This is a genomic window from Spiribacter roseus (assembly GCF_002813635.1).
Classification (GTDB): Bacteria; Pseudomonadota; Gammaproteobacteria; order Nitrococcales; family Nitrococcaceae; genus Spiribacter; species Spiribacter roseus.
In genome coordinates, this window is the sequence record NZ_CP016382.1 from 598,910 (window position 1) to 620,432 (window position 21,523).

Here is a 21,523-nt window from a genome sequence, read left to right on the forward strand (position 1 = left end):
ACTCCGGTGGCTATTGCAGGTATTTGTAGACGGTGGTGCGGGACAGGCCCAGACGCCGGGCCGCATCCGCGACGTTGCCCTCGCACTGTTCGACCATGAGGGCGATGGTCTGGCCGTGGACATCCCGCCACTTCAAGCCATTGTCGGTGAGCTGCAGCAACGCCTCACCGATCCGGCCGGCGGAGACCGGCGAACCGGCGGTGGTGGCAAGATCGGGGAAGTCCTCGACGCTCAGCTCGAATCCCGCCGTGCGCACGCTGGCATGCTGCAGCTGGGATCTGAGTTCGTGCAGATTGCCCGGCCAGTGATGCCCGTGCAGCGCTTTAAGGGCGGCGGCCGTAAGGCGCAGATCGGGCTGGATCTCCGCCAGGCAGTGTTCGATCAGTTCATCCAGGTCATCGCGCTCGCGCAGTGGCGGCACGGCGACGCGAAAGCCCGCCAGCCGATAGGCCAGATCGGTGCGCAGTCGTCCCTGGCTGGCTTCCTGGGCGGGGCCCTCCAGTCCGGTACTGATGAGCAGCACATCGTTGTCCTGCAGCCGCTCGACCAGTCGCAGCAGGGCGGCCTGGGTGGTGGGATCGAATTCGCCGGGGGCGTCGATGCACAGGGTGCCGCCTTCGAGCATCGCGGGGGTGATCGCCTCGGGCGAGTCGCCGGGGCGCAGGCAGTGCCAGGCGCCCTGACGGCCGGTGCTGGCGTGGATGAAGCCGGCGAGGGCGGTCTTGCCGGTGCCGGTCTCGCCGTCAATGCTGATGCAGAGGCCACGGTGAGCGGCCTGGGGCAATCCCGTGAGGCGCTCGGCGAGGACCGGGTCCTCGAGGATTAGTGCGGGGGTCGCCGCCTGCGCGGCGCCGTCAGCGGTGACAGGCCGGGTGGCCACGGGGACCGCCCGGGCGGACAGGGCGAAACTGGCGCGGTTTGACAGGCAGCGCATCGAGGCGGCGGAGCCGAAGCGGTCGCGCACCCGGACCGTCTCGCCGCGGCCCAGGCGGCTCGCCAGACTCTCGAGGGGTTCCTCGAAGACCGCTGAAAATGAGCGGCCGATCAGATCGCTCAGCCCAGCCAGAAAAATACCGCCGCGGCGATTGAACGCGACGATGCGGTAGTCCCGGTCCAGCACCAGTACCCCGACGCTCAGGGTGTCCAGATATTCCGGGCGGGGGTGGAACAGCAGGATCAGTTGATCCTCGCAACGCGAGCGGATCAGGCAGTTTTCAATATTGCCGGCGGACATCTGCAGCAGCGCGGCGGTGTGCTCCTGGCGGTGGGCGGCCGTGGTGGAGGCGTCAAGCAGCCCGGCGATGGCGCCGCGCCCGTCAAAGATCGGCGTGCAGATGCACGAGACCCCGGCGTTGGCACGCAGGTAGTGTTCCTCCCCATAGACGTGCGCGGGCCGGCCGGTCTTGAGCGCGATACCGAGGGCGTTGGTGCCGCGCACCACCTCGGTCCAGTCCGATCCGGGCACCACCGTATGGGCGGCGGCATTATCGGCGAACTGATGGTCCACCAGTGTCTGCAGAATCAGACCATCTGAGCTGCCCAGCGCGATCATGAAGTTGGACCCGGCGATCTGGTCGTAGAGCAGCTCGATCTCGGGCCGCGCAAAGCGGATGAGGTCGTCGTGGGATTCGCAGGCATCGCGCAGTGCGTCGGCATCAAGATCCGCGAGGCGGGCCGGGCCGAGGGGATCGAGTCCAAGGTCAACGCAACGCTGCCAGCTCTCGGCGATATCCGGCGGCAGCGACGCGGTGGAGACACGCCCCCGCCGCTCGAGGGATTGCCGGGCCCTCGAGATCTCCCGCGACTGGATAGCCATATTGTCCTCCTCGCGCCGACCCCGATTTTTAGTGAACGCAAAGGCCATGGGGTTCTGGCGTAACGACTTTGAAATTACCCCGCTTTACGGGGGCGATCAAGTCATCGCGACCGGAACGCACAGGAGTGTCCAGAGATTGGACAGTCGCTTTGGAGTGTTCAGTTTTTGGACACAAAAAACGTTTATAATCAGGTACTTGCAATTGCATCTCAGGCTCCTGTATTGATGATGGCGATCGCGACAAAAACAGGAGGAGATCGACAATGAGTGCACAGAAACTAGCGGGCAAACGCGCCTTGATCACCGGTGGCTCACGGGGCATCGGCAAGGGCATCGCCACGCTTTTCGCCGAGCATGGTGCGGATGTGGCGTTCTGCCATTACAACGATGCGGAGCGCGCCAGCGAGACCGCCCGCGAGATCGAGGCGATGGGGCGTCGGGTCTACTCCGCCGAGTGTGATGTCAGCCAGCCCGCCAACGTGCAGGCATTCTATGCCGATGCCAAGAACGCGCTGGGCCAGATCGACATCCTGGTCAATAACGCCGGTCACAACATCACCGAGCCGTTTGAGGACATCAGCGAGGCGAGCTTCGACCGCATGTGGTCGGTGCATGTGAAGGGCACCTACTTCATGACCCAGGCGGTGTATCGCGACATGAAGCCCCGCGGCGAGGGGCGGATCATCAACGTGACCTCGCAGCTTGCCTACAAGGGCGCCCCGGCCCTGACCCATTACTGCTCGGCCAAGGGCGCGAACATGACCTTCACCCGGGCGCTGGCGCTGGAGTGCGCCGACACCGGCGTGCGGGTCAATGCGGTCGCCCCCGGGGTCACCCACACCGACCTGCTGACACCGCTCGCGCAGGAGGTCCTCGACGGCCTGAAAGCGGCGATTCCGATCGGCCGGTTCGGCGAGGTCGAGGAGATCGCGCCCTCGGCGCTGCTGCTCGCCTCGGATGACGGCAGCTTTTTCCACGGCACCTGCATCTCGCCCAACGGTGGCGAAGTCATGCTCTGATCGCGGAGCAGTCTAAAAAAAGAGAGAAAAGAGGAGAGAATCATGCACAGTGAAAAACTGTTGCGTTCAGCCAAGGTCCTGACCGCGGCGTCGGCACTGGGGCTTGCGGCCGGCATGGCGTCGGCCGAGGACTACACCCGGTTCGGCATCGAGCAGGACGTCCCCGGGATGTGCAGCTACGAGTCCATTGATGCCAAGGACTACAGCGGTCGCGAATTGACCGTGATCACCCATGCGATTCCGGTCATCGGTGAGCCCACCAAACTCCACGCCGAGCAGTTCTCGGAGCTGACCGGCGCCGACGTCGAAGTGGTGCATGTGCCGTTCGGGGACCTGTTCCAGCGCATCATGATCCCGTTCCAGACCGGGCAGGACGCCTATGACGTGCTGTTCTACGCCTCGCTCTGGCTGGGTGACTACAACCCCTATCTGGCCAATGTGCCCGAGGAGTACCAGTCCACGGCGGGCATGCAGGGCCTCACCGACACCACTCGCGATGTGGGGATGTGGGGCGGTGAGATGAAGCAGTACATCATGGATGGTGACCGCCATTACCTGAAATATCGCGAGGATATCTTCAGTGATCCGGACATGCAGGCGCGGTTTCTCGAGGAGACCGGCCGTGAGCTGACCGTGCCCGAGACCTGGGAGGAGTACAACGAAGTCGCGCGCGTGTTCACCGGCTGGGACTGGGATGGCGACGGCGATCCCAATTATGGCTCGGCCGAGGTGGTCAAGCGTGACGATCTGATGTTCTCGGCGTTCATCAGCCGTGCGGCGCCGTACGCCAAGCATCCCGATGTCGGCGGCGGGTTCTTCTTTGATCTCGAGACCATGGAACCGCTCATCAACAACCCGGGCTGGGTCCGCGGGCTTGAGCTGTTTGTCGAGGCGCAGGAGTCATTCCCCCCGGGCGGCACCAACTTTGGCCTGGGTGACGAGATCTTCTCGTTCGGCGGTGGCGAGACGCTGATGAGCTACAGCTGGGATGACGCACTCATCCAGGCGCAGCAGGCCGACAGCCCCATCCGTAACGATGTCCGTACCCAGATGCTGCCGGGAGCCCGCGAGGTATGGAACCGTGAGACCGGCGAGTGGGACACCTTCGAGGAACCCAACCGCGCGGCCTACATCACCTGGGGCTGGACCAGCGCCGTGGCGCAGTCGAGTGAGAACAAGGACATGGCGTTCGACTATCTGTGCTTTTTCTCCAATGAGGCCAATACCCGTCACGATCTGCAGATCGGGCGATTCGGCGTCAATCCCTACCGCGCCGATCACTTCGACGCCGACTTCTGGGCGGACGATCTGGGCTGGGATCGGGACATGGCCGAGCAGTATGTGGAAACGCTCGAGCGCATCGACAGCTACGACAATCGGGTCTTCGACCTGCGTGTCCCGGGTGTCGGCCAGTTCATGACCTCACTCGCGGCCGGTGTGGCCGAGGCGGTCGCCGGTCAGGCGACGCCGCAGGCGGCGCTGGATGGGGTTGCCGAGGAGTGGTCGCGGATTGTCGATCGGATCGGCAAGGACCGTGTCCGCGAGGCCTACGCCAACGTGGTCGAGATCGAGGACGCGCGCTAGCTCGTCATTCCAGGGGCGGTCCGGCGCGGTCGGGCCGCCCCTTCTGACCGAGTCGATGACGGTTTCGACGTGCGGAGCGGGGGCCCATGTACCGACAGAAACATCTTTTTCTCCTGCCCGGTCTGCTGGTGCTGGTGGCGATCATCATCTTTCCGCTGCTGTTCACCATCCGGGTCAGTTTTTCCAGCTGGGACGTCTTCCAGCCCGAGCTGGACTGGATCGCCGGTGGCAACTATGGCCGGCTGCTCGAGGACGCGCGCTACTGGGGTGCGCTGGGACGCCTGATGGTCATGGCGGTGGGGACGGTGCTGATCCAGTACGTCCTCGGTTTTGGCCTGGCCCTGCTGGTCTGGGGCGATCTGAAGGCACGGCGGTTTTTCCGGGTGCTGTTTCTGGTGCCGATGATGACAACGCCAGTGGTCATGTCGGTGATCTGGCGCACCGTGTTCCATGAAAGCATCGGTCCGCTCAATGGCCTGCTCCAGGCGCTGGGGCTGCAGGGCGTGCCCTGGCTGTCCGAGCCGGCGCTGGCATTTGCCAGCGTGATGATGGTCGAGATCTGGCAGTGGACGCCGTTCATGTTCCTGCTGTTGCTGGCGGGTTTGGTGTCGTTGCCGCGCGAGCCGTATCTGGCGGCCAGGATCGATGGTGCAGGCCCGATCCGGACATTTTTTGCCGTGACCTTCCCGGCCATGGCGGGCATTTCCATCGCAGCCATCCTGATCCGGCTGATCGAGGCCTCGAAGATCATGGAGTCGGTGTATGTCATGACCTCGGGCGGGCCGGGCACCGCGACCGAGACCTCCACCTACTACATCTACATCCGCGGGTTGCGCGACTTCCAGCTGGGATACGCGTCGGCGCTGTCAGTGACCTATCTGGTGATCATGATCATCAGCCTGACGATCATCGCCAAGGTGCTCGTGAGGCTCTTCGTGAAGGATCGAACATGAAAACCCTCTATCTGGCGATCAAGTACCTCGCGATCCTGTTGTGGTCGTGTTTTGTCCTGTTCCCGTTTCTCTGGGCGGTGACGACCTCGTTCAAGACCGCCAACGGCGTGACCGGCGGCGCGACCTGGATCCCCTGGCTGCAGTACAAGCCGAGCCTGCAGGGCTGGCAGTCGCTGTTTGGCGGCTCGGGCGGCACGGATATCAGCGGACCGTATCTGAACAGCATCATCGTCACCGGTTCGGCGTCATTGATCAGCATTGTCCTGGGCACGCTCGCCGCCTACGGCCTGTCGCGGTTCACCTTCCGGGCCGGCTTCATCCGCAATGCCGATATCACCTTCTTTTTCATCTCGCAGCGGATCATGCCGCCGATCGTCCTGGCGATTCCGTTCTTTCTGCTGCTGCGCCAGCTGGGCCTGCTGGATACGCTGGCCGGGCTGATTCTGGTGTACATCGCGCTGCTGCTGCCCATCGCGGTCTGGGTGATGGTGGATTTTTTCAACAACGTGCCGCGCCAGCTCGATGAGATGGCATGGCTGGACGGCTGTACGCCGCTGACGACGTTCTATCGGGTGATCCTGCCCAATTCCGTACCGGGGCTGATCGTCGCCGGCATGTTCTGCCTGATCTTTGGCTGGAATGACTTCTTTTTCGCCTTCACGCTCACGTTCACCGACACCCAGCTGCTGCCGGTGGCGATCGTCGCGCTCAACTCGTCGGTCACGCCGTGGTGGTCGCTGTCGGCGTCCGCTCTCATCTCCGTCGCTCCGCTGATCCTCTTGGCCTTCGTGGTCGAGCGTTTCCTCTCGCGGGGCGGCCTGGCCGGTGCTGTGAGGTAGTCCCATGTCGGCATTGACGTTGCAGAACATCAACTTAAGCGTCAGGGACGAGACCTGGCTGGATGACATCTCGCTGCATCTTGAACCGGGCGCGCTCTACACCCTGCTGGGGCGCACGGGGGCCGGCAAGACCAGCCTGATACGGGCCATTGCCGGTCTCGAGACGCTGGATGCGGGGCACATCGAGCATGGCGGGAGGCGCTGGGACGGTCTGGCCCCCTGGCGCCGCCCGGTGGCCATGGTCTATCAGCAGTTCATCAACTACCCGCATCTATCGGTGCTCGACAACGTGGCGTTCCCGCTGCGTCGTGCCGGTGTCGCCGCCGCGCCCGCGCGTGAGCGGGCCTGGCAGACCATCGAGCGGGTGGGGCTTGCGGCCATGGCGGACCGCCGTCCGGGTGCGCTGTCCGGCGGGCAGCAGCAGCGGGTCGCCATCGCCCGGGCGCTGACCAAGGATGCCCCGGTGCTGTTGCTCGACGAGCCGCTGGTCAACCTTGACTACAAGCTGCGCGAGCAGATGCGTGAGGATCTGGTCGAGCTGCTCGAGGGGCGACGCTCGACCATCGTGATCTATGCCAGTACCGAGCCGTCCGAGGCGCTGCAGATGAGCGCCCGGCTGCTGGTCATGGAAGAGGGGCGGGTCGTCCAGGAGGGCCCGCCCCGCGCCGTCTTTGACGCGCCGGCAAGCGTGGGCGCCGCGCGGGTCGTCAACGACCCACCGGTCAATATCCTATCAATGACCCTGGATAGCGACGCCGCGGAGGTGGAAAGCCTGGGCTGGTTCTCCCTCGAAACCCTGTTCGGTGTCGAACGCCTCGGGCTGCTGGGGGATCAGGGGCTGTCCCCGGGACAGTACTATCTGGGCCTGCGCGCCAGCGATCTGGCGCTGGCGCCCGAAGGCCGCCCGGCGGTGGTGACGCTCACCGAGGTCAGCGGCTCGGAGACTGTCACCCATCTGGACATGGCCGGTTGTCATCTGGTGCTGCACGAGCGGGCGGTGGTCAATCACCCGGTGGGCAGTCAGATCCACATCCGGCCGCGCCTCTCGACGGTATTCGTATTCGATCGCAATGGCCGGCGCGTGCATGTCGCGCACCCCGGTCGGCGCGCGGACTCAAGGCAGTAACACCCATGGCGGATATTCACCTCGAATCCCTTGCGCATTCCTACGACCCGGCGGCGGCGTCGCCGGAGTACGCACTCAAACCGCTCGATATGACCTGGCGCAATGGCGAGACCTACGCGCTGCTTGGCCCCTCGGGCTGCGGCAAGAGCACCATGCTCAACATCATCTCCGGCCTGATCCAGCCCAGCCACGGCCGGGTGCTGTTCGACGGTGAGGATGTCACCCGGCGCGGCACAGCGGCCCGCAACATCGCACAGGTCTTTCAGGTGCCGGTCATCTATCGGTCCATGACGGTGCGCCAGAACCTGGCGTTTCCACTGGTCTGCCGGCGTCGTCAACGCGCGGAGATTGATCGGCGGGTGAGCGATGTGGCTGAGCTGCTGGGGCTGGAGCATGTGCTCAACCGCCCGGCGGTGGCGCTCACCGCCGATCAGAAGCAGCTCGTCTCGTTGGGGCGGGGGCTGGTGCGTGACGATGTCAGTGCATTGCTGCTCGATGAGCCGCTCACGGTCATCGATCCGCAGCTTAAGTTCGAGCTGCGCCGCAAGCTCAAGGCCGTCAATCAGGCCTTCAACATCACCATGGTCCTGGTCACCCACGACCAGAACGAGGCGCTGACCTTCGCGCGCAGCATCATTGTGATGAACCATGGCGAGATCGTGCAGCAGGGCGATCCGCAGACCCTGTTTGATAATCCGCGCACCGAGCATGTCGGCTACTTCATCGGTTCGCCGGCGATGAACTTCCTCCCCGCGGTGAGGCGAGCCGATGCGCTGGGCGTGCTGGATGGTCACCTGCAGGTACCGATGACGCCGGCCATGGCGGGCAGTGATGATCTGAAAATCGCCTTCCGCCCCGAGCATGTCAACCTCGGTGGCGAAGGGCATCGCGTGAGGGCCCGCGTGGAGCGGGTCTGGTTCGAGGGGCTGGATCAGGTCCTCGAGCTGGACAGCGGCGGCACCCGGTTTCGGGCGCGGCTCGACGACTGGCGTGGGACGGTCGGCGATGACATCGAGCTGCGCGTGATGGATCGCCACCTGCGGGTGTTCTGTGATGGGCGTCTGGTGGAGAGCCGTTGAGAGTCAGCCGAACCCGTAGGCCTGACCGGCCTCCTTGGCCTTGTACATGGCCAGATCGGCGCGGCGCACGAGCGCATCCCAGTCCCTGTCCTCGCTGGGGGTGACGACGATCCCGGCACTGGCGCCGACCCGAAAGGTCAGTTGCCGGTGGCCGCTGCTCACCGTCATGGGCTGGCTGATGCCCTCAATCAGCCGGTTGGCGATAATGCCGGCCTCCTCACGTGCCGTGTCCGCATCGCTGTCGAGGTCGCGGGTGATGACGACAAACTCGTCGCCACCGTAACGGTAGCCTGCATCATCGGGGCGCTGGAGGCTGTTGATGCGCTCGCCGAGCCGTGACAGTACGCGGTCGCCCACGGGATGCCCGTGGCTGTCATTGATCTCCTTGAAGTGGTTCAGATCAATGAAGATGAGGGCGACATGTGGGGGCTGATAGCCGTTGTTGCCGCGTCCCGGTCCGGTGGTCCGCGCCATGGTCATGTGCAGGCTGTGGCGGTTGGGCATCTGGGTGACCGGGTCGTACAGGGCGCGGCGCGCCTGCCGGTCGAGGTCGCGTTTATCGAGGGTGAACGCGACTACATTGGCGACATTGCGGATCAGATCAATCTCGCCGGTCAGGAAATGGCGATGGGAATGCACCGAGTCGTAGCCCATGAACCCCGCCACCTCGCCATTCATGACCATGGGCACCGCCAGCAGTGACCGGATGCCCTGGGCCTGCAGCGTGGCCTTTTCGGGACGGCGATCGGGCAGGGCGTCGACGTCAGGGATCTCCACCACCCCGTGTTCATCAAAAGCCGACCACCAGTCCTCTGCAATGTCGACGGGCAGGTCCTGGAGCATATGAATGACCGGATCGACGCCCGCCGCGCACCACTCGTGGGTGTTATCCAGCGCGTGACCGTCACGAATGCGGAAGATGTAGGTGCGGTCGGAGTCGGTAAACCGGCCGAGTCGCCCCAGTGCATCGTGGATGGCGGCGTCAAGTTCGTCGGGACGCGCGCTCAGGAGATCGTTGACGATCTCCATACTGAGTCGCAATCCCTCACTGAGCCGCTCACTGGTCTGGGCTTTCGGTTCCAAGGCGTGCTCTCAAACTGTCAGGTAGGTGTCGTTATCACGAAAGCAGATGCGGTTGCGACCGCCTTCCTTGGCGGCATACAGCGCCTTGTCGGCGCGATTGAGCAGCGCTTCCTGATCAGTGGCGTCGCTGCTGTGGGCGAGGCCCATGCTGACACTGATGCCAATGACCGAGTCCCGCCAGGGCACGGCGATCTCCCGGGTCGCCTGTTGCAGGCGGACGGCGATGCGCTTCATGGCGGCGAGGTCGATACCGGTGGTGATCACCAGGAACTCCTCGCCCCCGGAGCGGCAGAGCGTTTCGCCCTGACGGGTGACGCCCGACCAGACGCTCGCGACTTCAGCGAGCAGGCGGTCGCCGGCGGCGTGGCCATGGTAGTCGTTGATGCGCTTGAAATGGTCAAGATCGAGGGCAATGATCCCTACCGCCGGGCCACCGCGGGACCACTGCGCCCAGGCCCGCTCCAGCTCGGCCATTCCGGCGCGGCGATTGGGCAGACCGGTCAGCGTATCGGTCATGGACAGGGTCTCGAACTTGCGGCGGCTGATCACCAGCTGGTTCGCCGTGCGCCGCAGATCACGCCGGTCTGAGAGCCAGAGCGACTTAAGCTCGGCCAGCCGGTGCGCCGGGGCCAGCCGGTCTGCCAGAGACTCAGCGGCCATTTCCTTTTCGAGGTACATATCGATGCCGGCTGCATAAAACGGCGCCTGTGCCGGCTCACCAAGATGATCGCCGATCAGCACGATATAAACGGCGCGTCCCCATTCGGTGGAGCGGATCAGGCGCAGCAGTCTCTCCGCGGATCCGGTAATCGCCGCCTGGTCGATCACCAGCAGATCGGGCTGGTGTTCAACGGCGGTACGCAGCATCTGCTCCTGATCATCGCGGTGACAGGTGCCGAACCCCGCTGCCTCCAGCGGTTCGGTCAGTGGCGGATCCGAGGGCGTCTGCAGGACCAGTGCCCGTTTGCGCCCATCCCCATGGGGGTCGTCCTGGCGATCGGCGGCCGGTGTCTCGGGGGCGGAATCAGGCCCGACCGGGTGCGATTCGGGCAGGCTGAATACCTGCGACCAGTTGAGCCATTCGTTGATGGCGTCGGCGAACCGGGCGCGGAGTCTCTGGTCATCCATATCCAGGGCGTCATGTGCCAGCGCCGTCACGCGATCAAGCGTCTCGTCATCGAGTTCGGCATCACGGGTCTGAAACCCCTGATTGGCCAGTCGGTAGGCGATATGAAGCAGTGCGGCAATCCGAAACCGCCGGCCGTCAGCGACGTCGTCGACTCGATCCAGTGACTCGTGGTGCACGGCGGGCCGGGCCAGCGGCTCGGGCACGCCGTAATCACGCATCAGCTCGTAGGACAGGTCGTTGTGATCAAAGCCGAAGCGGTGGCGCTCCTCGGCAACTAGGCTCGGGCTTGAGCCGGTCAGGATCTGTGTGTATTCCTGCGGATAGACCGTTGCGAGCGCCAGGCAGCCGACGCGCGCCAGCAACGCGCAGGCGAACAGATCCTCGGGAGGTGCGGTGTTGGATTGACTGGCGAGCTGGCGGGCGAGCATCGCCACCAGCAGCGAGTGCGAGGCGAAGCCCGCATAGTCAAAGGCTTCGCACTGTCGCTCCTGCTCGGGGTCGACCAGGGAAAAGGCCACCGCCACCTGTTTGACCGTCTCGAGCCCCAGGCGGGCGACGGCCTCGCGGATGGAGACCACCGGGCGCCCGGCCCTGGAGGCCGCATTGGCCAGGCGCAGCAGGCGCCCACTGAGAGCGGGATCGGTCTCGACCAGCCTGGCGATCTGAGTGATCGTCGGCGTGTCGGTATTCCACAGCTGCATGATCGCCAGCGCCACCCCATTGGGGCTGGGCAGCTCATCCGCCGCATCCTTGAGGATCAGTCGCGATTGGTCCATGCGCTCAGTCAGGCTCTCCCTGCCGGTCCATCAATGCTGTCTCCACTACGATATCTGATTCGAGCGTTTGATGAACGGGGCATTTATCGGCGATTTCAAGTAATCGCTGACGCTGTTCGTCGCTGAGGTCGCCAGTCAGGTGGATGCGCCGATGGAACACGTCGACGCGTGAGCCGCTCTCGCTGCAGTGTTCGCAGTCGGTGCGATGGGATTTGTCGTGGGTGACATCCGTGTAGACATGCGTGAGTGGCAGGTTCTTGCGCCGGGCATACATCCGCAGGGTCATGCTGGTGCAGGCGCCAAGGCCGGCGGCCACCAGCTGATAGGGCGAGGGACCGCGATCGGTGCCACCCAGGTTGGTGGGCTCGTCGGCGGTCAGCAGATGCTTGCCGGAGACACTGATGGACTGGCGAAAGCCCTTCGTACTGACCTCCGAAACACGCGTCACTCCCTCGGGCGCTCCGGCAGGCGGGCGCTCCTCGGTCAGTGACAGATAGCGGACGGCCCAGGCCCCGATGACATCGGCGGCGTATTCCGCGTCGTTGGCGTCGGTGATCAGATGGTCGGCATGATCCAGTGTGATGAAGCTTTTCGGATGCATCGCGCCCTGGAAGATCTCCGCGGCATTGCGGATGCCCACCGTGGTGTCACGGGGGGAGTGCAGTACCAGCAGGGCCGCGTCCAGATGCTTGAGCGCATCGTCGATCTTCGCCTCGGTGATGTCATCGAGAAACTGCCGCCGGATGGTGAACGCGCGCCCCGCCAGGTCGACTTCGGCTTCGCCGGTCTCGCGGATGGTCTCGAGCTGCTCGGCGAAAAGTCTGGAGACATGGCTGGGATCGGCCGGCGCGCCAATGGTGACCACCGCGCGTACGCCTTCGATCTGTGGAGCGGCCTTGATCACGGCGGCGCCGCCCAGTGAATGGCCGATGAGCAGCTGCGGGACACCCACCGCCTCGCGGAGGTAGTCGGCGGCATAGCGCAGGTCGTCGACATTGGAGGTGAAGTTGGTGTTCTCGAACTCCCCGTCGGAGTGGCCGAGGCCGGTGAAATCAAAGCGCAGTACCGCGATGCCCTGGGCGGCGAGGCGACCGGCGATGCGTCGCGCGGCGGGGATGTCCTTGGAGCAGGTAAAGCAGTGCGCGAACAGCGCCACCGCCCGCACCGGTCCATCCGGCCAGTCGAGCCGGGCGTTCAGGCGGGTACCGTCATGGCCGGTGAAGGTGACTTTCTGTGTGCTCATCAGTGATGCTCCCGGTCAGTGCGAATCATTCGATGGTGGATCATCAACGTCGGGCAGGCCGCCCCGCAGGCTGCGCACCAGGCGGGGAACGAAGGCCAGTCCCGCGACCAGCGCGATGGCGATCAGCGCTGCCTGCACGACATTGCCACCCCCAATCAGTGCCTGGCGGCCGGCATGCCCGATCCATACATAGGCCAGCGCGCCGGGGGCCATCGCGACCATTGAGGTCAAAACATAGACGCGCAGCCTGATGCGGGTCAGCCCGAGCATATAGTTGAGGAGGTTGAAGGGGACCAGCGGCACCAGCCGCATGAGCGCCACAAAACGCCAGCCCTCCCGATCAATCCCGGCCTGCAGGCGGTTGAGCCGGGCGCCGCTGCGCCGCTCGATGGCAGGCCCCAGGCCGTGACGGGCGGCCGCAAAGGCGAGGGTTGCCCCGACAGTGGCACCCATCAGGCTGTAGAGCGTGCCCCAGAGCGGCCCGAACAGCGCGCCGCCACTGATGGTAAAAACCAGGCCCGGCAGAAACGCGACGGTCCCCAGCGCATAGGCGGCGACAAAACCGAGGCCCGCCCAGGGCCCCATTCCATTGACCCAGGCCGCAATGGCCTCGCGACTGATCTGGTCGCGGACGCTCAGCCCGATGGCGATAGCCGCGACGACCGCACCCACCAGAAGCCAGCGCCGGGTCATGGCAGCACCCGGTGAATCCATCGCACCGCCCGCCGGGTGCGCGGCGAAAACAATGACGGGGCGTAGTAAGCGCCCGCCGCGCGTTTGATGATCTGGGCCAGCGTGGGATAGGCATGCACCATCCCGGCGAGACGCCGCAGCGGCACCTTCTCGGCAATGGCGAGGCCCAGCTCGTGGATGATCTCGCCGGCGTGGGGAGCGAGCAGGCTGGCGCCGATGATCCGCCCGCGATGGATCAGCAGCTGCAGTTCACCGGTGGATTCACCATCGGCGATGGCGCGATCGACATCGGCCAAGGCAAAACAGGCGCGCTCGTAGCGCAGGCCCGCGGCATCGGCCGCGGCCCGGGTCATCCCGACCTGAGCGAGCGCCGGGTCGGTATAGGTCACCCACGGCACAGCGGTGTAATCGACCTTTCGTGGCAGCCGAAAGATCGCGTTGCTGATGATGATCCCGGCCTGGTACTCGGCCATATGGGTGAACGGGTAGGGCCCGGCGCAGTCGCCGATGGCGTAGATGTGTCGCTGGCGCGTCCGCAGGCGTCGATCCACTTCGAGGGTGCCATCGGCGTTGATCGCGAGGCCCGCCGCCTCAGGGTTGAGGGACGCGGTATTCGCGCGTCGCCCGGTGGCCACGAGCACCCGATCAAAAGCCAGTGTCTCGGGCCCGGTATCGGCCACGAGGTCGAGCAGCGCGCCGCCGTCCTGATCCCGCCGCGCCCCGGTCACGTTGGTTTCCAGACGCAGGTCGGCCCCCTCGTCGCGCAGGTGGGCGCCCAGCTTATCGGCAAGCGCCGGCTCGTCACGGGGCAGGATACGGGGACCGGCCTCGATCAGGGTCACCCGGCTGCCGAGTCGGGCGAAGGCCTGCGCGAGTTCGGTGCCGATGGGCCCGCCGCCGATCACGGCGAGACGTTGGGGCAGATCACGGACATCAAACACATTGTGATGGGTCAGGTAGTCGATTGTCTCCAGCCCGGGGATGGGAGGAATCGCGGGGCTCGAGCCGGTGGCGATCACGAATCGACGGCCGCGGACCGCCTGGCCCTTGACGACGACGGTCTGCCGATCGCGAAAGGCCGCCTCACCGAAGCGCACATCGACCCCGTAACCGCGGAAGCGCGCCGGGTCGTCATGTTGCTGGATGCGGTCGATGACGCTGCGCACCCGATCCATGACCGCGCTCAGATCGGTGGATGACGCTGTCGCCTTGATGCCGAACGCCTCCGCGTGACGCACGGCGTGGGCGATGGAGGCGCTGCGGATCAGGGCCTTGCTGGGCACGCAGCCCGCGTGCAGGCAGTCACCGCCGAGTGCGGGTTCGCGCTCGATCAGCACCACATCCAGCCCCAGTTGGCCGGCGACGCTGGCGGTGACCAGTCCACCGACGCCGCCGCCGATGATCACCAGATCGTGGGCGTTACGCATGATTCATGACTCCGGTAGTAGTCGGATGGTGCCGTAAAGCGCTTCCGCGCGGTTTCCAGTGTTATCACAGTCGGTCATCAGTGCCAGTGCATTAATACGCTTGACGGAACGACCATGCAGCTGTTGGAAATCCTCGCGAAGGTTGCGGCGGTGGACGCGCCAGCCGTCCTCGCCGGTGCGCGAGCCATCGAGTGAGTCGACGACCACCATCTGCGCCTGGCCGGCGAAGGCGTTGGGCCACTGTGCGTCGGGCCGGGCGCGGGTGCTGCTGACATAGTTGATGGCGCGGGTCCGCCAGCGAAGGATGGCATGTTCGTCGACGGCGTAGAGTCGGGCGGCATAGTCGTCGCCGGACTTGCGGCGCGGATCGCCGGTTTCCACCGCATCAACCACCCGCCAGCGCCACTCAATGACCGGGGTTTCACTCAGGTCGACGCCGTCCGTGTAGACAAGGCCCGAGGCCGTACCGTTTTCGCAGACCGCCCGCACCGCTGTGCCATGACGGGTTTCTGTCAGCGCATAGTCGGTTTCGCCGGCGAACGAATGCGCCTGCCAGTCAATGATGGCCTCGGGCGTCAGGCGCATGTCGGCATCCGTGGTCTGCGCGATGACAGCGCCCAAGGCGAGTGCGATGCAACGGATGACGCCGCTCATGTCGCCTCGAGGCGTTGTTCCAGCCAGTCGGTCTGGAAGTCGCTGGCGATCATCGGCCGGGCCAGCAGGAATCCCTGCGCCACCTGGCAGCGGCGGTCACGCAGCCAGTCGAACTGCGACTGGGTCTCGACCCCCTCGGCCACCACCGTCAGGTCGAGCTGGCGCGCCAGCTCAAGCGTGGCGCGCAGGATGGCGCGCGCCTTCGCGGCGTCGCCGTCGATCGCGCCGATGAAACTCTTATCGATCTTCAGGGTGCTGAGCGGCAGGTTCTGCACATACCGCAGCGATGAGTGGCCGGTGCCAAAGTCGTCCAGGGCCAGCGAGATGCCCGCGGCATCCAGAATCTGCAGGTTCTCGAGGCCCGTTTCCGAGTCCTCGAGCGCCTCGGACTCGGTGATCTCCACGGTCATCATGGACGGATCGGCGTCATGGGCTGCGAGCCGGTCGAGGATCTCCCGGGCCGTGCCCTCCATCATCAGGCTGAGGACCGAGAGATTGACCGAGAGCTTCAGATCGTGGCCCTGACGCTGCCAGGCGGCGAGCTGCGCCGCCGCCTGGTCAAACACCCAGCCATCGAGCTTGCGCACCAGTCCGGCGGCCTCGGCGACGGGGACGAATTCACCGGGGCTGATGCGGCCGAACTCGGGGTGGTCCCAGCGCAACAGCACCTCGGCCCCCCACAGGCGGCCATCGCTGAGCCGGCACTGGGGCTGGTAGGCGAGCGAGAGGCCGGTGGGCGTATCAAGCTCGCGGTGCAGGGCCTGGGTCAGTCCAGCCCGGCGGCTGAAGATGTCGCGCATCTGCGTATCGAAGCTGATTGCCTGATTGCGCCCCTGATGCTTGGCCGACTCCACGGCGATCTCCGCGTTCTGGATCAGCTCCCGCGGCGTCACCCCATCGCCGGGCGCCCACACCACGCCGGCACTCACCGTGGTCAACACCACGTAGGAGTCGATGCCGTGGGGTTCCCTGGCCGCCTTGAGCAACTCATCCGCCCGGGACATGACATCGGCCCGGCCGGCCGGCGGCAGCACGATCACGAATTCGTCCCCGGCCACACGGGCCATGACCTCGGACGGCCGGGTGGCCGATGACAGGCGCCGCGCCAGCGAGCGCAGTACGGCATCCCCCGCGGCATAGCCGAGCGTGCCGTTGATGTTTTTCAGATTGTCGATGTCCATCGAAATGAGGGCGAACGACTGGCCGCTCTGCTGCGCGTTGGCGAGGCGGGCCTCGACGGCCTCGGTCAGGCTGAGGCGGCTGCCGACGCCGGTCAGCGTGTCGGTCATGGACAGGCGCCTGAGGCGCTCCTTCTGCTGGATGGACTGGCCGACGCCCACCTCCATCCAGCGCGCCAGAGCGGCCCCGACGAGGTTGACCCCGATCAGCGCCGGGACGGTCGCCAGCGCGTCGGCGCGGGCTTCGGCCGGGAACAGGAGGATCGTCACAAGCGCCAGTGACAGGAATGCGCCAAAGCCAAAATAATTCCACGGTGGCCGCAGGTCGATCCGCGACTCGATGACCCGCCAGATCAGTCCGACGAGTGCGGCGAGCGTGAGGGTCGCCATACCCACGAACATGCCGGTGCCACCGAGCATGATCCGCGCGGGCAGTGTCACGACCAGCGCCGCGCCGGCACCCCGCCAGCCGCCCAGCAACCCGGCGAATCCCATTAGCAGGATGCGGGCATCGATCAGCACGCCGGGCCGGACTTCCACCGGTTGGACCATCAGCAGGACAGTGCCTGCACCCAGCATGGCGCCCAGCGCAATCGAGCGCTTGTTATCGCTATGGAGCCGGTCGCGCAGGTGGTGATGATAGATCAGGGCGACGGCGGCAAAGGTGACCAGGCCGAGCACGGCAGCCGGTAGCGCCGGGACAATCATGGCGTGGCCGGCAGCCGGGGTTCGCGACGTGTTGGTGAGGCTTGTCGTGCCGGCATGGATTTCCCTTGTGGCTGTTACGCCAGTGTAACGCCCAAGCATCGGAGAACCAGAATCGCGGGTTCGCTGTAAAGGCGTTGTAATCCGGCGCGGGTAGGTTCAAGTGCTCAAGTTATTCAGGAGGCCATATGAAACGTTCAATGCTTGCCATCGCCGCCGGTTTCATCGGGACCGCTGCGATGGCCCAGGATCTACCGCAGGCCAACAGTGACTGGTTCACCGCCGGGCAGGAGCGCCTGCAGGCCGAACTGGCCAAGGCCCCCAATACCAACACCGCCAAGAACGTCGTGATTCTGATCGCTGATGGCAACGGCGTCGGCACCAACTACGCGACGCGCATGTTCATGGGCCAGAAGGCCGGCGGTTTCGGCGACGACCATGTGATGCATCACGAAACCTTTCCGTCCCTGGGCCTGGTCAAGACCTACAACGTCAACTCGCAGACGCCCGATTCGGCGGGCACCGGCACCGCCATGATGAGCGGCGTGAAGACTGACATCGGTGTTCTGGGCGTTAATGCCAACGTCGACCGCGGCGATTGCTCGACCCTCCCGGGTAACGAGGTGGCCAATGCTTCCGAGGTCTTCACCGAGATGGGCAAGGAAGTCGGCATCGTCTCGACCGCACGCATCACCCACGCGACGCCGGGTGCCGCCTATGCCCACAGTGTCGACCGTAATTTCGCCGCGACCCTGCCCGAGGGTTGCGATACCCAGAAGACCATCGCCGAGCAGCTGGTCGACGCGATGTACGAGGGCCGTGTCGACGTCGCGATGGGCGGCGGTCGTCGCAACTTCATCACCGGCGACATGACCGATAACGAGGGCGATTCGGGCAACCGCGAGGATGGCCGCAATCTCATCGCGGAGGCTCAGGAAAATGGCGTTGCCTACGCCTGGAACACCGATACGGCTGGTCAGCTGCCAACAGACGGTTCCACGCCGATCCTCGGCATCTTCGAGGACAGCCACATGTCCTACGAAGCCGATCGCGGCGACGAGCCATCGCTTTCGGAAATGACCGAGATCGCGCTCCGCAATTTGCAGGCGAAGGCCGGTGATGACGGCTTCTTCATGCAGGTCGAGGCGGGCCGTGTCGACCACGCCCACCATGGCAACAACTTGGCCCGAACCGTGACCGACGGCGCCGAGTTCGTCCGCACCATCGAGATGGTCGACGAGATGACCAACGATGAGGATACGCTGCTCATCGTCACCGCCGACCATGAGCATTCCTTCGCGCTGAACGGCTACTGCGGGCGCGGCTCGGATATTCTTGGCCTGTGCATGGGGATCAACAACCAGGGTGTCGAGCACACGGATGAGCCGCTGCTTGGTGCGGATGGCAAGCCCTACACCGTTGGTATGTACACCAATGGCTCCAGCTCGGTCCTGCTCGAGCAGCCCGGTGGCGAGTACTTCGGTTCGCGTCCGGTGGTGACCAACGAGGAAGCGCAGGACATCGACTACGTCCAGCAGGCGTTGGTGCCGAGGTCGTCGGAAAGCCACTCGGCCGAGGACGTCGCCGTCTACGCCAAGGGGCCTTTCGCCCACCTGTTTGAGGGCACCCTCGAGCAGAACTACATCTTCCACGTGATGCACCACGCGTTCACCGCTGAGTGACGCGGCGACCAGGAGGATGCGGAGGGGGACGGCTGCGTCCCCCTCCGCCATTCTGGCCCTGGGAAAAACCGAGAGGCAATTACGATGACCAGTTTCACACGCCGTCGCGTTGTCATCGGGCTCGCAGCCGGTTTTGTCGCGGGCCTGGCTCATAACGCCAACGCAAAAGACATTCTCAAGCTACGCGAGCTCTACGACGCGAACCAGGATTTCAGTGCACTCGCCAAAGAGCTGCAGGGCACAACGGTCAAGGTTGAGGGGTTCATGGCGCCGCCACTCAAGGCGGATATCGAATTCTTCGTGTTGACCAAAAAGCCCATGTCGGTCTGCCCGTTCTGTGAGACAGAGGCTGAGTGGCCGGATGACATCCTCGCCGTCTACACCCGCCGCGGCTTCGACGTCGTGCCCTTCAACCGGGGCATCGAGGTGACCGGGGAACTGGCGCTCGGCCCTAAGCGTGACCCCGAGACCGGGTTCCTGAGCATGGTGCGGATTGAAAACGCGCGGTTCAGTTACGGATGACCGGTATCTCACTGGCTATATCCGGGCTGGAAGTCATGGGCCAGGGCGGCCGCCGCATTCTGTCTGTGCCGCAGCTGGAGGTGCCAGCCGGCGCGGCCGTGGTGGTGCGCGGGCCCTCGGGGGCCGGCAAGTCGACGCTGCTATATGCCATGGCCGGGATCATCGCCCCGGCGCAGGGTCGCATCTGGTGGGGCAATACGGACATTGCCGGACGCGATGACCGCGGCCGGGCCGCCTTCCGGCGCGCGAGCGTTGGCTTCATTTTCCAGGAACATCTGCTGTTCGAGGAACTTTCGGCGCTGGGCAACGCGGCGATCACCGCCCTCTACGCGCCCCGCCGCGACCGGCGTCGAATCCGCGAAAGCGCTAACGGCCTGCTCGCCCGTCTTGGCCTGAGTGAAAGCGCTGCGCGGCGGTCCGATACGTTTTCGGGCGGTGAGCGTCAGCGGATTGCGGTTGTCCGGGCGCTGGCGGGGGCCGCCCCCGTGATATTGGCGGACGAGCCCACTGCCAGCCTCGACCGACCCAATGCCGATGCGCTGGCGGACGACCTGATGCGGCTGGCGCGCGAAGACGGGCGGACACTGGTGGCCGTCAGTCACGATCCCGCGCTGCACGAGCGCGCCGATCACATCATCGACGTGGTCGACGGCCGCGTCGAAGCGCCTGAGGAATTGCACGATGCCTGACCTCATCGCCGGCTTACTGTCCGGTCTGCCGCTGTGGATGGAGGACACGCTGCTTCTGGTGGTGGCGTTGCTGCCGGTGGTCGTGATCGGGGCGCTGGTGCTGCGCGGTTTCGCTGTGGGTCCGCTCCTGTCAGCGCTGCTACGGCGGCAGGTCTGGGTGAGCGTCGTGTTTACCGCGCTGATCGCGATCTCCATCGGGATCGGCGTCGGGTTGATCGCGCAGGAACGCGGCCTGCGCGAGGGCAGTGCGCGTGCCGCCGATAAGTTTGAAGTCATCATCGCCGCGCCGGGGAGCGAGATCACCGCCATGTTGGCCGCTGTCTATCTGCAGCCTTCGTCGATTCCGCTGATCGATGGGCCGACCTATGCACGGGTGGCCGAACATCCCAATGCCGACCTCGTGGCACCGTTGGCCTTTGGCGATAGCTATGAGAACGCGCCTGTCGTGGGGTCGACGCCCGCCTTCGTTGAGTATCTCTCTGAAGGGCTGGCCGATGGCCGTGTCTTCGCCACCGAGACCGAGGCCATCGCGGGCGCACGAACGCCGCTTGGCGTCGGCGATCGTTTTGCGCCCCAGCACGGGCGGGGCGATGCGGCTGAGGGAGCGCACGGGGGCTTCGAATATCAGATCGTGGGGCGGATGCCAATGACCGGTTCGCCCTGGGATCGCGCCTATATCGTGCCTGCCGAATCCGTCTGGTCGGTGCATGGCCTGGCTAATGGCCATGCCCCCGACTGGGACGGGTCCGTCGGCGCACCCTTCGATCCCGCCTACTTTCCCGGCACCCCGGCAGCGATCGTCAAGGCCGATACGCTAGGCGGGGCCTATGTGATGCAGGCCCAGTTCAACACCGATCGCACCATGGCCCTATTCCCGGGCACGGTTCTGTCGCAGTTGCATGCGTTGATGGGCGACATCCGGCAGGTCATGTCGATCCTGGCCGCGGTGACGCAGGTGCTGGTCACTGTGGGGGTGTTAGCCGGGTTGATGATGCTGACGCGGCTGCTATCGCGCCGCCTTGCGCTTCTGCGGGCACTGGGCGCGCCACGACGATTCAACTTCGCCCTGACCTGGTCCTACGCCGTCACGCTGATTGTGGTGGGCGCCGCGTTGGGGCTTGCGCTTGGCAGCCTGCTGACGCGGGTCATCTCGAGCGTGATCACGGAACGGACGGACATCCTTGTGACCGCATCGCTGGGCTGGTCTGAACTGCACCTGGTCGGCGCCTTCGTGAGTCTGACGGCTCTGTTGGCGCTGATTCCGGCGTGGCTGACGATGACCCGACCGGTCGTGCGCGACCTACGCGGCTGATAACAGAAGGAGTT

At 65.2% G+C, this 21,523-nt stretch carries 18 protein-coding genes; 10 read left to right on the top strand and 8 right to left on the bottom strand.

The window, feature by feature from the left end; translation table 11 throughout:
• Positions 1 to 10: 10 nt before the first annotated feature.
• A complete protein-coding gene (locus tag BBH56_RS03040; RefSeq protein WP_198515245.1) occupies positions 11 to 1,816 on the bottom strand; it encodes a sigma-54-dependent Fis family transcriptional regulator in 1,806 nt (601 codons plus the stop codon).
• A 263-nt stretch (positions 1,817 to 2,079) separates the two neighbouring features.
• On the opposite strand from BBH56_RS03040, the gene BBH56_RS03045 reads away from it, so the two are divergent.
• From BBH56_RS03045 to BBH56_RS03070, 6 genes are all read left to right on the top strand, one after another.
• Positions 2,080 to 2,835, top strand: coding sequence for an SDR family NAD(P)-dependent oxidoreductase (locus BBH56_RS03045; RefSeq protein WP_148121888.1), 756 nt, complete (start codon positions 2,080 to 2,082; stop codon positions 2,833 to 2,835).
• Positions 2,836 to 2,877: 42 nt separating this feature from the next.
• A complete protein-coding gene (locus BBH56_RS03050) occupies positions 2,878 to 4,419 on the top strand; it encodes an ABC transporter substrate-binding protein (RefSeq protein ID WP_148121889.1) in 1,542 nt (513 codons plus the stop codon).
• A gap of 86 nt (positions 4,420 to 4,505) precedes the next feature.
• Positions 4,506 to 5,372 (top strand): carbohydrate ABC transporter permease, encoded by an 867-nt coding sequence (locus BBH56_RS03055; protein WP_144347555.1) that lies wholly within the window; start codon positions 4,506 to 4,508, stop codon positions 5,370 to 5,372.
• Positions 5,369 to 6,211 (top strand): carbohydrate ABC transporter permease, encoded by an 843-nt coding sequence (locus tag BBH56_RS03060; protein WP_110883346.1) that lies wholly within the window; start codon positions 5,369 to 5,371, stop codon positions 6,209 to 6,211. Before BBH56_RS03055 ends, BBH56_RS03060 begins: the two co-directional genes overlap by 4 nt.
• Before the next feature lie 4 nt (positions 6,212 to 6,215).
• Entirely contained in the window at positions 6,216 to 7,337 is a 1,122-nt protein-coding gene (locus tag BBH56_RS03065) for an ABC transporter ATP-binding protein (RefSeq protein WP_110883345.1), read from the top strand.
• 5 nt (positions 7,338 to 7,342) lie between these two features.
• Positions 7,343 to 8,416, top strand: a complete 1,074-nt coding sequence (locus BBH56_RS03070; RefSeq protein WP_148121890.1) for an ABC transporter ATP-binding protein — start codon at positions 7,343 to 7,345, stop codon at positions 8,414 to 8,416.
• Between the two features lie 3 nt (positions 8,417 to 8,419).
• Here BBH56_RS03070 and BBH56_RS03075 read toward each other — a convergent pair whose 3' ends face one another.
• The 7 genes from BBH56_RS03075 to BBH56_RS03100 are packed head-to-tail and all read right to left on the bottom strand — an operon-like array spanning position 8,420 to position 17,307.
• Positions 8,420 to 9,499 (bottom strand): diguanylate cyclase domain-containing protein, encoded by a 1,080-nt coding sequence (locus tag BBH56_RS03075; protein WP_157809063.1) that lies wholly within the window; start codon positions 9,497 to 9,499, stop codon positions 8,420 to 8,422.
• A gap of 9 nt (positions 9,500 to 9,508) precedes the next feature.
• Complete coding sequence (locus BBH56_RS03080) at positions 9,509 to 11,404, bottom strand: sensor domain-containing diguanylate cyclase (RefSeq protein WP_148121892.1); 1,896 nt, start codon at positions 11,402 to 11,404, stop codon at positions 9,509 to 9,511.
• A 4-nt stretch (positions 11,405 to 11,408) separates the two neighbouring features.
• Positions 11,409 to 12,647, bottom strand: a complete 1,239-nt coding sequence (locus tag BBH56_RS03085; protein WP_148121893.1) for a bifunctional alpha/beta hydrolase/OsmC family protein — start codon at positions 12,645 to 12,647, stop codon at positions 11,409 to 11,411.
• A 15-nt stretch (positions 12,648 to 12,662) separates the two neighbouring features.
• Entirely contained in the window at positions 12,663 to 13,340 is a 678-nt protein-coding gene (locus BBH56_RS03090; RefSeq protein ID WP_235012803.1) for a TVP38/TMEM64 family protein, read from the bottom strand.
• Positions 13,337 to 14,767: a dihydrolipoyl dehydrogenase family protein gene (locus BBH56_RS03095; protein WP_159309028.1), complete on the bottom strand. Its 1,431-nt coding sequence runs from the start codon at positions 14,765 to 14,767 to the stop codon at positions 13,337 to 13,339. The genes BBH56_RS03090 and BBH56_RS03095 overlap by 4 nt, the downstream gene beginning before the upstream one ends.
• 3 nt (positions 14,768 to 14,770) lie before the next feature.
• Positions 14,771 to 15,421 (bottom strand): DUF3047 domain-containing protein, encoded by a 651-nt coding sequence (locus tag BBH56_RS09635; RefSeq protein ID WP_198515246.1) that lies wholly within the window; start codon positions 15,419 to 15,421, stop codon positions 14,771 to 14,773.
• Complete coding sequence (locus BBH56_RS03100) at positions 15,418 to 17,307, bottom strand: putative bifunctional diguanylate cyclase/phosphodiesterase (RefSeq protein ID WP_198515247.1); 1,890 nt, start codon at positions 17,305 to 17,307, stop codon at positions 15,418 to 15,420. The genes BBH56_RS09635 and BBH56_RS03100 overlap by 4 nt, the downstream gene beginning before the upstream one ends.
• A gap of 185 nt (positions 17,308 to 17,492) precedes the next feature.
• Between BBH56_RS03100 and BBH56_RS03105 the strand changes: the two genes are divergently transcribed.
• The 4 genes from BBH56_RS03105 to BBH56_RS03120 all read left to right on the top strand — a co-directional run bounded on the left by BBH56_RS03105 (position 17,493) and on the right by BBH56_RS03120 (position 21,509).
• Entirely contained in the window at positions 17,493 to 18,986 is a 1,494-nt protein-coding gene (locus BBH56_RS03105) for an alkaline phosphatase (protein ID WP_148121896.1), read from the top strand.
• 84 nt (positions 18,987 to 19,070) lie between these two features.
• Positions 19,071 to 19,508 (top strand): hypothetical protein, encoded by a 438-nt coding sequence (locus BBH56_RS03110; RefSeq protein WP_144347544.1) that lies wholly within the window; start codon positions 19,071 to 19,073, stop codon positions 19,506 to 19,508.
• Positions 19,505 to 20,197 (top strand): ABC transporter ATP-binding protein, encoded by a 693-nt coding sequence (locus BBH56_RS03115; protein ID WP_148121897.1) that lies wholly within the window; start codon positions 19,505 to 19,507, stop codon positions 20,195 to 20,197. The genes BBH56_RS03110 and BBH56_RS03115 overlap by 4 nt, the downstream gene beginning before the upstream one ends.
• The gene (locus tag BBH56_RS03120; RefSeq protein ID WP_148121898.1) at positions 20,190 to 21,509 is read left to right on the top strand and encodes an FtsX-like permease family protein; all 1,320 of its coding nucleotides are present in this window, start codon (positions 20,190 to 20,192) and stop codon (positions 21,507 to 21,509) included. Before BBH56_RS03115 ends, BBH56_RS03120 begins: the two co-directional genes overlap by 8 nt.
• Positions 21,510 to 21,523: the final 14 nt, after the last annotated feature.